The following is a 14,823-nucleotide window of genomic DNA, read 5'->3' as shown; positions in this document are numbered from 1 at the left end:
GGAGAAATAGTCATGAATAATGATCATAATCAAGAACCGAGTTTTGGTTCAACGATAAAAGTAGTAACTTCAGATCGAAAAGATGCGTATCTGTATGATGCTAGTGGTATTAAGCAGAAGCAAACTAAAAGAAATGGAGAATCTTTAACAGTATTTGAAGTTAAGCAGATTAATGATAAAACTTTTTATCGTGTTGGTGATCAAAAATCATGGCTTTTAAAGAACGATACTAATTATGGAACTGTTTTATCACAGAATGATGAGACTACTGGTCAAAAAGATGCTGATAAGTATAATTTAAGTGTAAAAAATGGTTTAGTATTGGAACATGGCAGTTCTATTCCTGGCTCTAAAGGAATGCACAAAGTCTTTAAGAATAGTAAGGATTTTCCAGGTAATACAAAGTATGAATGGGTTTATCCGCCTGATACCAGTCAAAATAAATATACAAATGCCAAAATTAAAGTAATTTTTCCTGATGGCTCATTTAAGGAACGTAAGGTACATTATTTGATTTCGCATTCTCAGTCACCAGAGCAGTCAAAAAAAGATGTATCTAATGTAGTGCCACATTTAACGCCAGCCGATCCTCATCCTTCTGAGCAAAATGCTTCCGGAATAAAAAACTTGACTCTGAAAGACTTCAATTTTGATTTCTTAAAAAATAATATTGTTGTAGGTGATGCTTTATCTAAAAATGTCAAACAGGCTGTAGAATTATATGAACATGGCTTCTATAGTCAAATGGCTAATACTATTAGAAAGGGCCTAGAGTCATTTACCGATCAGTTATTGAATCTTAATCAGATTAATCCGGGTGAAAATTGGAATTCCGCAAATTTAAATAATAAATTGGGTTATATTGCTCATTTGCGTTTATTGCCTAAACGAATGATGGATTTGTGCTTTTCAATTAAAAATTATGGCAATATTGGATCTCATAATAGTAAGGCAATCTTTAATCATACATCGGCTTTAGCAAATTTAAAGCAATATCATGATCTGTTAGTTTATTTAACTAATACTTATCAAGATGAAAAGTGGCCCTATGTTGATGTGCAAATTACCGACGACCAAGCTAAGCATCCGAATTGGTATAAAAAGCCGCAGCTTAGCCCAATTGGTGTCTCTACCTATAAAGAATACGTAGAAGATAAAGAAAGACCGGTGCGTCAACCAACGCGACCAGTTCAGGTAGTTGCCACCCCTCCTAGTCCAGAAGTTCAAAAAAATATTTCTCAGCTTAAGAAGAAAACAGGACAAGGAATGAAAATTTTAATTTCTTGTTTTGCTGCTATTGGAGTGATAGTTTTAGCAGGAATAGGCTATGAGGTCTACCAAATGATGAATCCTAATAATTCGCCTCAATCCCAAGTTACAACCAAGCAGCCAAAAACACTTAAGGAAAAGGCTGCGGCATTGTCTACTAAACAATTAATTGCTTTAAGTTTGATTTATGCTGATCGAAATGATGATTCTAAACTAGACAGTAATTGGCAGAATATTTATGATGCAGTAAGCAATAATAATTACAATATTGGACGTTACGATAGTTATACGTTTGGGGATGCCACTGTCACAGCCCAAGGGAAAAATTATATTTATCTTTTTGAAAAAGGCGTAGGTATTGGCTACCAAGACAAAGGTAGTCAACGTTTGGTGTCATTTTTTGATGCAAATGAAAGTGAACCTGTTCGTGCGTATGATTATCAAATGTTAGAAGTAGTAAATAGCATGAAAAAAATTAATAGCTTAGCAAAAAAGTTAGTTTTCACAGATGAATCAAAAAGCTAAGAATTTCATTAGCATATTAGTCATTTTTTTGCTATACTACTCGTGAGGTAAATCCTCATAATGCTCTTTCTTAAAAATTAGTATTTTTTGTTTGAACATTTTTATATTTTAAGATTGAGTTGGTCCCGATTATTCGGGACTTTTTTTGTGAGTTTTATGCAATAAGAACAAACAGTTAGGAGAAAGAACAAAGAATACCTCCCCATCTATTGATCAGGGGATGAATTTGGTCTTTCTCCTCCTTTTTTGCCTAAATTTATTCTTTCAATGGTAAAATTAAATACGCAAATAATGTCATTATTTTCAAAAAAAGGAGATGAAATTATGGCTTTTAAAACCAAGCTAGCTGAACAAGAAATTCAGCTTGGCACTAGACAGTATCGTATTTATCCGGAAGGCGAAGAAATCGCCTGGATTTGGCAGCTGTTTGGCGCCAACCGCTTTGTCTGGAACCAATTCGTAGCTACTTTTGAGGCACGCTATAAGGCTAATTCTCAGCTTAAGTTTCCCAAGATTGGAATCTTGAAGAGTTGGCTGCCTTTAATGCGTAAAGAGCATGAATGGCTCAAGCGGATTAACAGCACCTCCTTGCAATTCACGGTCGAACGCTTTAGCGATGCTATGTGGGCCTTTTTAACTAAAAAGCAGATCAAGCAAGGCAAGCCTAGGTTTAAAAGCCGTAAGTATTATTCTCAAACAGCCACGATTAAAAACGTTAAGTATCAAACTAAAGCTGGTGCTCAGGCGCAGATTAAAGTGCTTAGCCCGCATCATTTAAGAATTGGCAGGAAGAATGGCATTATTCTGAGAACCAGTTCTTTGCATAATTTGAGAAATGTTCGCATTCAGAAAGCCGTAATTTCCTATCGACAAGATTTAGACCGCTACTATATCAGCTTTTCCGTGGTGAAAAACAAGCGACAGTTGGCTCAATATAGTGCAAAATCTACCAAGACAGGCAAGATGGTTGGTATTGATGTCGGGCTTGGGAGAGAGTGGTTAGTAACCAGTGATGGCCGCCGCTTTAATGTGCCTGATACTTTTAAGCTGGAAAAAGAAATGATCAAGCGTCAAAGTCATTGCGACCGCAATCGCACAGCGATCGAGAAGCGAGTAGCTCGATTCAATCATGAACATGAGAATAAGATAGACAAGTACGACTATGCCAACTGGCAAAAGCTGAGAAAGACCAAAAGCAAGTACCAGCTTAAGATCATAAACGTCAGATATGACTACCTACAGAAAGTGACCACTGAACTGGTTAAAAGCTACGATGTGATTGCCATTGAAGATTTGAAAGTCAAGAATCTGCTGGGCAATCACAAGCTGGCTCACAATATCGCCAATGCTTCTTGGGCAACGTTCAGAAGATTGCTGGCTTATAAATGCGAATGGTACGGCAAGAAGCTGATTGTGGTAGCGCCACAGTACACTAGCCGGATTTGTTCGGCATGCGGCAGAAAAAATCCGCAGTTTGCCCACATGAAAACTAGAGACTGGCTGGCAGTCAGAAGCTGGACTTGCCCGTTTTGTCAGGCAGATCATGATCGGGACGTGAATGCCTCCAAGAACATCTTGGCGAGGGCAATTAACTAAAAGAAAACAATACAGGCTGGGGCCAAGCCTTGCTAAGATAGGCCGACCGCTATGCTCTGGTGGGAATTAAAAAGCCACAAAGCTCAAGCATATTTGAGCAGACATTTTTGAATGGAGAGTACAAGTCAGGCTGTTCGCAGAAAAGCTCTAACAAAGAGACCACCCATCTATTTGATGGGTGGCAGGTCATAATTTAAATCGTAGTAAAATAAATTTGATAGTATTAATAAGGATTTGGATATGGATGTAAAGAAACAGAGAAAAATTTTAATTAGTTTAATAATAGCAGTACTAATTCTGTTGGGAATTTTCTTAACACTGTTCTTTTTAAGAAATAACAGTGAAAAAACGGTAGTAACTCACAAAGCAGCTACCAATATTAGTAAAAAGAATGATAAAATAGCTGATTTAACCATTAAGCAGGCTGCTGGATTAGCTATTGTTTATGCTCATTTACGATATGACGATGATCAAAGCTGGAGTGAGATTTATCAAGCTGCTAATAATGGCGAGCTTGAAGTTGATCGTTATCTTAAATATCAGTTTGATAATTACACTGTGACTCCACAAAATAATCAAGCTCTTTATATTGTAAATAAAGAAGCATATTTGATTTTCACCAATCAACAAACGCCAATGCAAGGTAAAATTATTTTAGGTAATGATCAGCAAAAATTGGAAACCACAAATGTACATATGATATATAAATATGTCAAGAAGCAAGGTAAATTGGCTGTAGCAAAAGCAATTAGTCAAAAAATGCATCTTGAAACACAAATGGCAACGCAACAGGAGAGTCAATCTAAGCAAAGTAGTTCAAGTACGCAATCAAATTCTAGTTCACGTCGATCAACTAGTTTGAATAATGGTCTGCAGCCAGTTACCATTTCTTCTAAATTACAAGGCAATTGGATAGCTGCGGGATTGTTTACAGAAGAGCTAGGGCAGAGACTGCCAATTACCGTTAATGCTATTGATGGAAAAACTATTTATAAGTTGAATAAAATGCCTAATTCTACTAAAAGTTTGAAGCAATTTGGCGAAAAGTATCACAATAAGCTTTTTGCCGTGCGAGAAAATAATGATGGGATTGCGTGTGTTCCAGCTCAAGCCTTACAAACTTGCAATGGCATATAGTTTGATTAATATAGATGGTGTACAGTGTTTGTTAGAAGGTTCAACTGGACCAGCTGGTTTATATTTTAGAAATGGTAGCGATGCGCAGCGTTTTACTCAAAAATATCAGAAACATGAAAATGCGTTATTAAAGAAATTGATGAATTAAGGGGATTTCAATAAATGAAATATTGTCCTAAATGTGGTAATAGATTAACGACTAATGATAAATATTGTGACAAATGTGGGACGGATGTTTCTAATGTTACTACCTCTCAGCTTGAGAATGTGCAGAGAGTACAAACAAATAATGTAGAGACTAAAAACAGTAAACTACGACGCAATTGCCTGATAATTGTTGCTTGTGTAGTAATGTTAACAGCGGCAGGAGTGGTATTCTTCACCTTGCAGAGTGAAAATATGAATAATTCGTTACCGTTTATTTCTCGTAAGGAAAAAACTGACCACGCTGCAGCTAGAATTGGGTATACGCCTAATAAGAAAATGTCCTCTAAAGATACTGCTGGGTTTACGATTGCTTATGCTCATATGAACTTTCCTGATGATTCAGATTGGGCGCAAGCTTATGATAAATGTCAAATGGGAGAGTTAGATATTTCTTCGTATCCTGAATATAATTTCGGTGACTATGATGTCAAGGCACCTCAAGGCGGAGCAGTATATGTTGTTACACCAGATTTAGGATACGTGGTTTCTGACGTTAATAATCCTAGCGATGCGCAAATAACATATATTAACAGTAAAAAAGGAGCAGAAAAGCCAGTATATTTCCATACTTTAGCTAAAAAAGTAGCTCATAGTCCTCATAAAAATGAAGTCAGAAGTTTAGGCAAAAAAGTTGAAGTTGTTACTAAAAAAACAACTCCTAAAAAATCTGATAGTGAGCTAAATTCAAAAACTAAGAGTCGAGATAAGTTGTCTTGGGATGATGCTAAAGAAAAGCAGCTAGCAGATTTTATGGACGATTTCGGCGATAAAATGGATCAAGATTATGATGAGTATAATGGTGATGACGCTCTAGAGACGAATGCGGGTCAAAAGTATCCTGATATTTTTGAAGATACAGACTTTAAATTGACCGATGATAATAAGGTTATTAATATTGGCTGGGATCCAGAATTAAAGAAAGACGATGACTATCATGTTGTTTCTATCTTTAATTATGATGGGGATAGTGATGAATTACATATCACATATTTGTTCTGTATTCATGATAATCAGCCTGTTGTCTTAGTTGATCAGACTACAAACGGTGATGATGTATCTGTCAAGGAAACTGAAAATGCAGATCTGAAAAATGGTTTTGCCAAAATAGTTAATGGCGATGATTCCGATAATGCAGATTAATTAAAAATAAAGATTGAATTTTCTTCTTAAAAGTTATACAGTAAAAGTGTTCAAACAAAAGCTTAATACTAATTTTTAAGGAAGAGAAAACTCAATCGTATTTAATTAAGAAATTAAACGACATTGAAGCTTTCTTAGTTTTGATGTCGTCTTTTTGTAATTAAAATTAGAAAGCCTCTTCTTTAAATTAAGTATCATTAGCTACTTAGATTTTTGAGAAGGGTTTTTTTATTATGACCAAAAAAGTAGTCGATGTTAAATCTGTAGTACTTGCTGGTGCAGCCTTAGGGGCGGGTGTTACATTAGCTGCGGTTCAACAACCCAATACGGTTTCTGCCGCTACGATTAGCAGTGAAGATCAACAACGAAATTTGGCTCAATCCGAAAATTAAATTACAGGAAGTACAAACAAAATATAAGCAGCAAAAGGCATTTGTCACTTCAGCTCAAACTCAAACCAAGGTAGCTGAAAACAACGTAAATGTTACTAAGCAAAACTTGAGTGAAACTAGTGATAAATTAAATGAACTAAACCAACAAGGCAATTTGGCACAGACGAAAGCTAAGATTAATAATCAAAACCAAGTAGTTGAGCAGAATAAGCAGACTGCTTCTCAAGCAAGGCAAGATGTAATTAATCAAAAACAAGTGGTAGCACAAGCTAAAACAAATTATACTAACAAGCAAACTGATTTAGCTAAGCAACAAAAGATAACTGCCAATGCTGAACAAGTAGCTCAAAAGGCCCAGTTTAAGCTTGACAATGAGCAAAAAGAAAGATTAACTAATGCTTATGCTTCAGCTCAAAAAGCGGTAGAACAAGATAATCAAGATATTGCAGTAACTACTAGTCGGAATACTGCTAATCAAAAAGAGATTGCTGCTTTGAATAAAAAATTAGAATCGGCAACTAAGTTAAACAACCAGACAGACCAAGAATTAAGTAAAGCAGCTAGCATTAATCAACAAGCACAACAAGCTAAAAATAAGCAACAAGCCAAAGTTACTAAACAGCAAATCGAGTATGATCAAATTTATGGTAAACAAGGGAAATTAGCTAATTTAAGAATTAAATTAGATGAAAATGTTCAATATCAAAATTCAGTCCGTTTGCCGTATACTTTGCAAGAATTAAGAGATGCGGACGATCAGTCAACTGACCAAAATTGGGCTGCAATTGTTAAAAAATCTGAGAATGCTTATCATGAAAGTCAAAACCAATTTAAGCGTGAGAATCAAGACGAAGATAATGAACTGGTTAATCCTAAGCATTTAACCCTCATTCAGGAACGCCAATTGAGCGAATACACTATGCGGATTATTAATAATGCTCGTCAACAGCTGAATTTGCCTGTATGGACTTATGGCATGAATACCCAGTCTTTAGCAGATGATATTGCTAAAGATTATGATGATCATGGTAGATCGAATAGGCAAGGACATTATGTTGAAGGAATTGTGCGTGAAGCAAATAAGCATGGGCTGAAAATTAATAATAATTATATTGAAGATATGTATGCATTCTTTGCTCCATTGGATAAACCGATTACGATGACTGATGCTAAGAGAAATCTTTATGATAATTTAAAGGGGATGCTTTTAGGCAATGTGTGCAATCCGGGCTCTAATCCTGAGTATCACCACGCTAATAATTTTTTAGAAGGAGATCCTGCTACTTATGCCTTGAGTTTGTCTAATCAAAAAGAAAGTGATTATGATTTTGTGACTACTCATTTTATTAATGTAACATCAGGTCAACATGCAATAACTGGGGGTGGAACTGCTTATACTGGTGTTGCTGATATTTCTAAGCACAATGGTGGCAGCTGGATTAAGGATCCAGATGCTGATCTTGAGATTAGGAATGAGATTACTCAGTTAGAGCAAAAACAAGGCAATCAATTAGCAGTGTTAAATCAATTTAAAAACCAATTATCTGATTTAACGAATAAAGCCATGAATGCTGAACTTTCTTATTCGAGTACTAAAGCTCAAGCTGTACAAATTAAAGCTAATTTGGTTAATTTTCAAACTAAATTAGGCAAGAAACAACAGGAATTAGCAACTGGTAAGAAGAACTTAATTGATTTAAAGCAAAAATTATTAAGTGATAATAGTACTCTGACAGAAGCTAAAGATAAATTGAAAAAGTTTAATGCAATTCAAGATAAGTATGTTCAAGATTATCAGCAAAAAAAGGCAGAATATCAGAAACAAAAGACAGTATTAGACAATTTAGCTAAAAAGGTGCAACATCAAAAACAAAATTTGGAGCAAATGATCGAAAAGCAGAATAAGTTAATTAGTTTTACTAATGAAGCCGAAAAGGCAGTTCAATTATCTCAGAATGTTTTAGACAAAGAAGAACAGCATCAGGAGGAAATAATGACTGTTCAGGGTCAAGCAACAAAGCTGCAGGAGCAGTTTGATAAACAAAAAGCAGTTTTTGATCAAGCAAAGGATCTTTTAAAGAAGGAACAAAGTAAATTACAAAAAGTGGCAGAAGATGAGTCAAATGCTAAGCAAAATGTAGAAATGATGCAAAAGATGCAAAGAGTAGCTGAAGAACAAAAAGAAATTAAACAGAATAGTCATAAAATGGTCAATGTTAAGCAGCAAAATAAAGAAAAGATAAAGATGCAACCAATTACTCAAGCTAAAAAAGTTAATACACGAGTTATAGCTCCAGCACAGGATCATGTTAAAAGACCAGTTTTAGTAATTAAGCCTCAATTGGATCATGAATCTAAAGCCTCAAATGATGCTGGTGAAGAAGATAATAGAATAGTTTATTTGCCAATTGTTAATAATAATTGCAACTGGACAGCTGATTCTTATAATGATCAAGGTCAAAAAGACGCTGTGGGAATTTTTACTGATTCTTATTGGCAAATTTTAGATCAAAAGAAAATTAATGGAAAATATTTTTACAGAATTTTAGCTAATGTATGGGTATCTGCCGATGAAGTAAAAAAAGTTGCATCGCTTTCAAGTAAGTTTAACGATGAACATCAATTCTTAGGAATTGTTCAATTAATCAATAATCTGGATCAAATTCCATTATTAGATGCCAATGGTAATTTTACGGATAAATTTATAAAGCCAGGTACCAGCTGGAAAGTCTGGGCAATTAAGTGGATTGATGGTCAAGAGATGATTCGCTTAGGAACAGAAAAGCAATGGATTTCAATTAAATATGTAAAAACTTTTATAAAAGAAAATTAATCTAGCAAAAAAGGATTCAAGCATCAAAAACTTGAATCCCTTTCTTTTTGGATAAATAATTATTGTTCCAAAGCGTTTGCAATTTCTTCAGCACGACAAACTAAAACGTCACACTTAGAAGTTCTAGTTACATATTCGGTAACGCTACCGATTAATAACCGTTCAACCGCGTTCAGGCCAGTAGCACCAACAACAATTAAGTCAACATTATGCTTCTTAGGGAAGTCATGACCAATAATCGTCTTAGGTGAACCAAATTCAATTGAGTAATGAGCATCTGCAACACCGGCCTTAACAGCGCGAGCCTTGTAGTCCTTCATTCTCTTTTCGGCATCTTTAGAAACTTGTTCAACCATAGCTGAGTCAAAACTGGAAACATTTTGGAAAGAACGAGTATCAATTACATGTAAAATTTCTAGAGTTGCGTGGTTACGCTTGGCGATGGCTACAGCCTTACTAAAAGCTAAGTCAGCTTCCTTAGAGCCATCGACAGAAACTTGAATATTTTTATATTGTGAAAGCATTTTCTAAACACCTCTTCCTAATATCTATTTTACCAAAATTTCACCTATTATTAGAAAATAATTATTCTTTCTTGGAGGTAATTGATAAACTAAAGGCCAGAATGGTTAAAGAGGCTAGAGCTAGCGTGATTAGATTTAAATATTTATTGCCTAAAGCTAAAAGAATTATGCCAATTACGCTTTCAATTACTAATGCAATAGCAGTCCATTTTAAAAGATTGCTTAATCGTGGATCGCTACTAGCATCATAGGTTAGGAAGCGTCCGTTACGTTGGCGCCACATATAGCTAGCTGTCAGTAGCAAGAGCAGGATAAAGATGATCATTACAATTTTAATTATCATAAATTGAAAACTCCAATTACAGAAAAAGACGGTCAACTAAGACCGTCTTCCTTAATATTCTAAAAAAATCCGAGTTGACTAAACATAGCATAATGACGCTTGTTGAACCCGCAGTGTTCAAAATTTGAGTTAACATCGCAGCGAATATGGATCCTACGCAGAGGTAGTATTCCGATTCGGTAGTTATTTGCTAACTCCCACGTCTTATAGTTTGATCGGTCAACTTTATACATTTAAGCTTGTCGATCAACTCAGATTACTTATTATACTAAGGGATCAATTCCGATTTGTCAACCTTAATGAATGCGCTAACTTAATAGCCGGAGTAAGAATTTACAAATTATCTCGTTGCATTTGCCTTAATTTTTGATAGATTGCTTTGTACCTAGCTTCGATCTTAGAATTGCCTTTAGGAGCAAAGTAACTGACATTTTTTAGATTATTAGGCAAATATTGTTGTGCTACCCAGTCATTTTGATAATCGTGAGGATAGATGTAATTGAGACCATGACCTAATTTTTTAGCGCCAGAATAATGGGCGTCTTTTAGGTTATCAGGGATAGAACCAATCTTTTTAGTTTTTACATCATTAATGGCCGCATCGATGGCAGTCATTGCGCTGTTGCTCTTAGCTGATAAAGCTAGTTCAATCACGGCATTGGCTAAAGGAATTCGAGCCTCAGGCAAGCCAATCGTCTGTGCTGCATTGATGGCGGTAATTGCATGTTGGGCAGCTGAAGGATTGGCCAGGCCGATATCTTCATAGGCGATAACCGTTAGCCTACGACAGATTGAGATTAAATCTCCTGATTCGATTAAACGGGCAAGATAATGCAGAGCTGCATCTGTATCAGAACCACGAATTGATTTTTGAAAGGCAGATACAAGATCATAATGACCGTCGCCTGAAGCATCAAAGTTTTGCACTTTCATTTGAATGGAATCAGCCATTTCTTGTTGCGTAATCGTGATTTGTGAATCGTCTTGGTGATTATCTTTTAGCTCTTGCTTAGTAGATAGAACTGCTAATTCTAGGCTATTTAAAGTTGATCGTAAGTCACCATTTCCTTTTTCAATTAGCAATTTGCGGGCATCATCAGTTAGTTTAACTTGGTAGTTGCCTAAGCCGTTTTCCTTATCTGTTAATGCACGATCAATTGCATGGGAAGCATCTTCACTAGATAAAGGCTTTAATTCAAAAATTTGACAACGTGAACGAATGGCAGGGGAGATTGAAATATATGGATTCTCTGTAGTAGCTCCGATTAAAATTATTTGTCCAGATTCAAGTAAAGGCAAAAGAAAGTCCTGCTTAGTTTTATCTAAACGATGAATTTCATCTAATAATAAAACCACAGTTCCACTCATTTTGCCTTCGGCAGCTACTTGCTGCAGTTGCTTTTTGCTATCAGTAGCTGCATTAAGTTTTCTAAAAGCATATTTAGTTGATCCAGCAATGGCACTAGCAATGCTTGTTTTACCAATGCCAGGTGGGCCATAAAGAATCATAGACGAAAGCAAACGTGCTTCGACCATTCGCCGAATTATTTTACCGGGACCAATTAAGTGCTGCTGCCCCACAACTTGATCCAGATTTTGTGGGCGCATGCGGTAAGCTAATGGTTTCATTATTTATCTCCATGAAATAAGCGGTGGAAAAAGCCTTCTTTTTTCTCTGGCGCAGTTAATTCACTTTTAGGTATTTCTGGTGCAAAAACTTGTGCAATTTCAATTCGTGGCCGGTTAATTGCATATTTAGCCACTACCAGGACGGCTGAATCTTCAGGGCCAGTCTTCGCCGTTTCATTATTAACTAAAGTAAAAGGAATACTATATTTGCTACAATTGGCTTCAACTTCACCTAAGAAGCCATCATCGGTAATATTACCGTTAATTAAAATCGTATATTTCTTAAAATCAGCGATATGCTGCAAAAAGAGTGCAGTTAACTTAGAATCTTTAACTTCGGTATTATTCATTCGTACATAAACTCGCTCACGCAAAGAACCTAAATAACGTCGGCGTTCATCGGGTTTAGTTTGAGGGGTGATCCCTTGTGCAGCTTGTTCAACACGTTTATTTAAATCTTCAGTCATCGAACCATCCTTTCTTCTAAATTATTGTAACAAAAAAACCTCTCCCGACGTGGGGAAAGGCTTTTCTGACAAAATAAAATGTAAGTATTAAAGTAACTTGTTGTACCATTCAACGACAAGAGCTTCGTCAACTTCTGGTTCCATTTCGTCACGTTCTGGTAAACGTACAAGAGTACCTTCTATCTTGTTGTCATCAAATGAAACAAATGATGGACGAGCAGTAACTGCATCTAAGGCATCCTTAACTTGTTGCAAGTTCTTTGACTTTTCCTTCAAGCCAACGACTTGACCAACGCTGACTTCGTATGAAGGAATGTCAACACGTTTGCCATCAACGGTAATGTGGCCGTGGTTAACTAATTGTCTAGCTTGTTCTCTAGTAGTAGCTAAACCAAGGCGGTAAACGATGTTGTCCAAACGACGTTCAAGTAAAATCATGAAGTTAGTACCATGTTCACCTTCACGAATCTTACCAGCACGGTTAAACAAAGTTCTAAATTGACGTTCGTTTAAGCCATACATCCAACGTAACTTTTGCTTTTCGTGCAATTGTTGACCGTATTCTGACAAACGACCGCGGCTGTTAGGACCGTGTTGACCTGGAGCGTAGTTACGACGGGAAATTTCCTTACCAGTACCTGAAAGGGAGATACCCAATCTTCTTGAACGTTTCCAACTTGGACCTGTATATCTTGACATAAAAATCCTCCATAAAATTTAAAATAATAATTTCTGGAGTAAAATATTACGAATAAGCTCAACATTCGTGCATCTTGGATTTACATTTTCGCCCAATGCAGCGCGGGTTACTCGTTCACTTAAGAGTTTCAAGATGTTGACGTTCTTGTCACTTATTGCTGCAAATATTTTACACGAATAGTATTATAGAGGCTTTAGAATAATAAATCAAGAAATAGATCAGCTTTTCCACCTCTTTAGCTCATGTTTTGTTATAATTATGTTAGTTTTGGAGGATAAACAATGTCATCAATTCAAGCTATTATTATCATTGCCGTTGTGATTCTGATCATTGTCGTTATTGCAGCTATGCTGTTAACTAATCGCAAGCAGCTGCGCGAGATTGAAGTCGTTGATGCAGCTTTAAATGAAATTGAAAACATGCATCTAGAGAACGCAATTGAACGATTAGATAAGATGGATCTGGCTGGCGAAAGTTTAACCACATTAAATACTTGGCGCAAAAGCTACGTTGAAGCATCCACGAAGAAATTGCCAAAGGTGCAAAAATTAATTGAGGAAGCTGCAAACGAAAATACTAGTTATAAGCTCTTTAAATCTAGAAAAAATATTAAGCAAGCCCAAGAAATTATCAAGCCCACCTTGGAAGATGCTCGTAATACTAAGGCAGTTTTTACTGAATTGCTTGAGTCCAATAAGGAAAATCAAATTCGGTATGATGCGCTGATTAAGGTTTACCGTGAATTAAGAAAATCAGTTTTAGCAGGGTCTTTTGAATATGGTGATGCCATTGATCAGATTGAGGACCAATTGGCGTCGATGGAAAGGGACTTTGAGGAAGCTAAGAATCTTTCTTCTCAAGGAGATCATGTTGAGGCTAAGCGAGTTCTGTCTAAGATTCGTATGTCATTAGGAGCTTTGCAAAAGAGATTGCCTAAGATTAAAGAGGCTTACCATCAATTAGCAGTAGTATTTCAAGATCAATTAAAGGAATTATCAAATGTATATAAAAAGATGATTTCAGAAAAGTACTATATTACTGACATTGATGTTTTAGCTAGGATCAAAGAAATTCATGATGAAATCGATCAAGCATGCAAACTATTAGCAGAAACCAAGGTTGAAGATCTGGATCAAGCTAATAAGAAGATTTCTGGTGAAATTGATCAGCTGTATGACGTGCTAGCTAAGGAATATAAGGCTCGCCCTTTCGTTGAAAAAAATCAGAATAAAATGTTGACGCTAATTGCGCATCAACAAGCTGCTTCCAAAAAGTTGGTAGAAAAGTTGCAGCACATTGATGAAAGCTATGAACTAACTCATGGTGAGCTAGAGAAGAGCAAGGAATTAGAACAAGAAGTCAACAACATGAACCGGCAATATACTGTTGACACGCAAAGTATTGCCGATGGCAAGGGTGTTTATTCCGCTATTCAAGATTCTTGGCTTCAGATGCTTGATCGTCTGCGTGAGATTGATCAAGAACAAGCGAAGATGTCCACTGACGTTGATGGTCTGTATGATTCGGAAAATGTTGCTAATGATTCAATCAAGCGCTTTAAGCAAGAAGTTTCTCTAGTCTATCGCCGACTAGAAAGACGCAATTTGCCTGGTAATCCAGACAGTTTTGTGCAGATGTATACTTTGGTCGTAAATGAGATTGGTCATGTTAGTGATGAGCTTAGTCAAGTTAGAATTAATATGGAAAAAATCTCGTCTGAATTGATTCAAATTTCAGATGACGTTGAACGGCTAAAGCGTGAAGCTGATGATATCATTAATTCGGCTAATTTGGTTGAGTTGACTATGCAATATTCAAACAAATACGCTGATAAAGATACAATGAAGCAGGCACAAAAGAGAGCCCTACAGTTGTTTGATGAGTTTAATTATAAGGAAGCCTTAGATATAATTGCTACTGCATTGGAAAAAGCAGAGCCAGGTAGTTATCAAAGACTAGAAAATGCTTATTATTCAGAACAAAAGAATGAATAATTGAAGTATTGGATAATTTAAGCTAAAATTTAATAGTCATTGAAGCGGTCAAAGATTTGACCGTTTT

At 36.0% G+C, this 14,823-nt stretch carries 12 protein-coding genes; 7 read left to right on the top strand and 5 right to left on the bottom strand.

Annotated features, from left to right (window positions below; translation table 11 throughout):
* The first annotated feature begins 12 nt into the window (after positions 1–12).
* The 6 genes from ICI50_RS06860 (at position 13) to ICI50_RS06835 (ending at position 9,099) form a co-directional block, all read left to right on the top strand.
* On the top strand, positions 13–1,794 hold the full coding sequence (locus ICI50_RS06860; RefSeq protein WP_188891391.1) for a Rib/alpha-like domain-containing protein: 1,782 nt from the start codon (positions 13–15) through the stop codon (positions 1,792–1,794).
* A gap of 324 nt (positions 1,795–2,118) precedes the next feature.
* Positions 2,119–3,390, top strand: coding sequence for an RNA-guided endonuclease InsQ/TnpB family protein (locus ICI50_RS06855; protein ID WP_188891389.1), 1,272 nt, complete (start codon positions 2,119–2,121; stop codon positions 3,388–3,390).
* Positions 3,391–3,630: 240 nt separating this feature from the next.
* Positions 3,631–4,527, top strand: a complete 897-nt coding sequence (locus ICI50_RS06850) for a hypothetical protein (RefSeq protein WP_056941097.1) — start codon at positions 3,631–3,633, stop codon at positions 4,525–4,527.
* A gap of 162 nt (positions 4,528–4,689) precedes the next feature.
* Positions 4,690–5,874 (top strand): zinc ribbon domain-containing protein, encoded by a 1,185-nt coding sequence (locus tag ICI50_RS06845; RefSeq protein WP_188892111.1) that lies wholly within the window; start codon positions 4,690–4,692, stop codon positions 5,872–5,874.
* Positions 5,875–6,107: 233 nt separating this feature from the next.
* Positions 6,108–6,266: a hypothetical protein gene (locus ICI50_RS06840; RefSeq protein ID WP_162253462.1), complete on the top strand. Its 159-nt coding sequence runs from the start codon at positions 6,108–6,110 to the stop codon at positions 6,264–6,266.
* Positions 6,226–9,099, top strand: a complete 2,874-nt coding sequence (locus ICI50_RS06835; RefSeq protein ID WP_056941099.1) for an SEC10/PgrA surface exclusion domain-containing protein — start codon at positions 6,226–6,228, stop codon at positions 9,097–9,099. Before ICI50_RS06840 ends, ICI50_RS06835 begins: the two co-directional genes overlap by 41 nt.
* 59 nt (positions 9,100–9,158) lie before the next feature.
* Here the strand turns inward: ICI50_RS06835 and ICI50_RS06830 are convergent, their stop codons facing one another.
* The 5 genes from ICI50_RS06830 to rpsD all read right to left on the bottom strand — a co-directional run bounded on the left by ICI50_RS06830 (position 9,159) and on the right by rpsD (position 12,761).
* Positions 9,159–9,623 (bottom strand): universal stress protein, encoded by a 465-nt coding sequence (locus ICI50_RS06830; RefSeq protein WP_013854363.1) that lies wholly within the window; start codon positions 9,621–9,623, stop codon positions 9,159–9,161.
* A 61-nt stretch (positions 9,624–9,684) separates the two neighbouring features.
* Positions 9,685–9,966 carry a hypothetical protein gene (locus ICI50_RS06825; protein WP_054640522.1) on the bottom strand — a complete coding sequence of 94 codons (282 nt, stop codon included), beginning with the start codon at positions 9,964–9,966 and terminating at the stop codon, positions 9,685–9,687.
* Between the two features lie 333 nt (positions 9,967–10,299).
* Positions 10,300–11,595 carry a replication-associated recombination protein A gene (locus ICI50_RS06820; protein WP_013854361.1) on the bottom strand — a complete coding sequence of 432 codons (1,296 nt, stop codon included), beginning with the start codon at positions 11,593–11,595 and terminating at the stop codon, positions 10,300–10,302.
* A complete protein-coding gene (locus ICI50_RS06815) occupies positions 11,595–12,062 on the bottom strand; it encodes a YueI family protein (protein ID WP_013854360.1) in 468 nt (155 codons plus the stop codon). Before ICI50_RS06815 ends, ICI50_RS06820 begins: the two co-directional genes overlap by 1 nt.
* Before the next feature lie 87 nt (positions 12,063–12,149).
* A complete protein-coding gene (gene rpsD, locus ICI50_RS06810; RefSeq protein ID WP_013854359.1) occupies positions 12,150–12,761 on the bottom strand; it encodes a 30S ribosomal protein S4 in 612 nt (203 codons plus the stop codon).
* A gap of 282 nt (positions 12,762–13,043) precedes the next feature.
* On the opposite strand from rpsD, the gene ezrA reads away from it, so the two are divergent.
* Positions 13,044–14,756, top strand: a complete 1,713-nt coding sequence (gene ezrA / locus ICI50_RS06805) for a septation ring formation regulator EzrA (RefSeq protein ID WP_056941100.1) — start codon at positions 13,044–13,046, stop codon at positions 14,754–14,756.
* Positions 14,757–14,823 lie beyond the last annotated feature (67 nt).

Origin of the sequence: Lactobacillus kefiranofaciens (genome assembly GCF_014656585.1) — a bacterium.
Lineage (GTDB): Bacteria > Bacillota > Bacilli > Lactobacillales > Lactobacillaceae > Lactobacillus > Lactobacillus kefiranofaciens.
This window is presented reverse-complemented; position numbering and strand designations above follow the sequence as displayed.

Coding starts and splice junctions, on each gene's coding strand:
- ICI50_RS06840 (WP_162253462.1), top strand. CDS start 6,108: ATGACCAAAAAAGTAGTCGATGTTAAATCTGTAGTACTTGCTGGTGCA.
- ICI50_RS06845 (WP_188892111.1), top strand. CDS start 4,690: ATGAAATATTGTCCTAAATGTGGTAATAGATTAACGACTAATGATAAA.
- ICI50_RS06830 (WP_013854363.1), bottom strand. CDS start 9,623: ATGCTTTCACAATATAAAAATATTCAAGTTTCTGTCGATGGCTCTAAG.
- ICI50_RS06825 (WP_054640522.1), bottom strand. CDS start 9,966: ATGATAATTAAAATTGTAATGATCATCTTTATCCTGCTCTTGCTACTG.
- ICI50_RS06850 (WP_056941097.1), top strand. CDS start 3,631: ATGGATGTAAAGAAACAGAGAAAAATTTTAATTAGTTTAATAATAGCA.
- ICI50_RS06820 (WP_013854361.1), bottom strand. CDS start 11,595: ATGAAACCATTAGCTTACCGCATGCGCCCACAAAATCTGGATCAAGTT.
- ICI50_RS06815 (WP_013854360.1), bottom strand. CDS start 12,062: ATGACTGAAGATTTAAATAAACGTGTTGAACAAGCTGCACAAGGGATC.
- ezrA (WP_056941100.1), top strand. CDS start 13,044: ATGTCATCAATTCAAGCTATTATTATCATTGCCGTTGTGATTCTGATC.
- ICI50_RS06855 (WP_188891389.1), top strand. CDS start 2,119: ATGGCTTTTAAAACCAAGCTAGCTGAACAAGAAATTCAGCTTGGCACT.
- ICI50_RS06860 (WP_188891391.1), top strand. CDS start 13: ATGAATAATGATCATAATCAAGAACCGAGTTTTGGTTCAACGATAAAA.
- rpsD (WP_013854359.1), bottom strand. CDS start 12,761: ATGTCAAGATATACAGGTCCAAGTTGGAAACGTTCAAGAAGATTGGGT.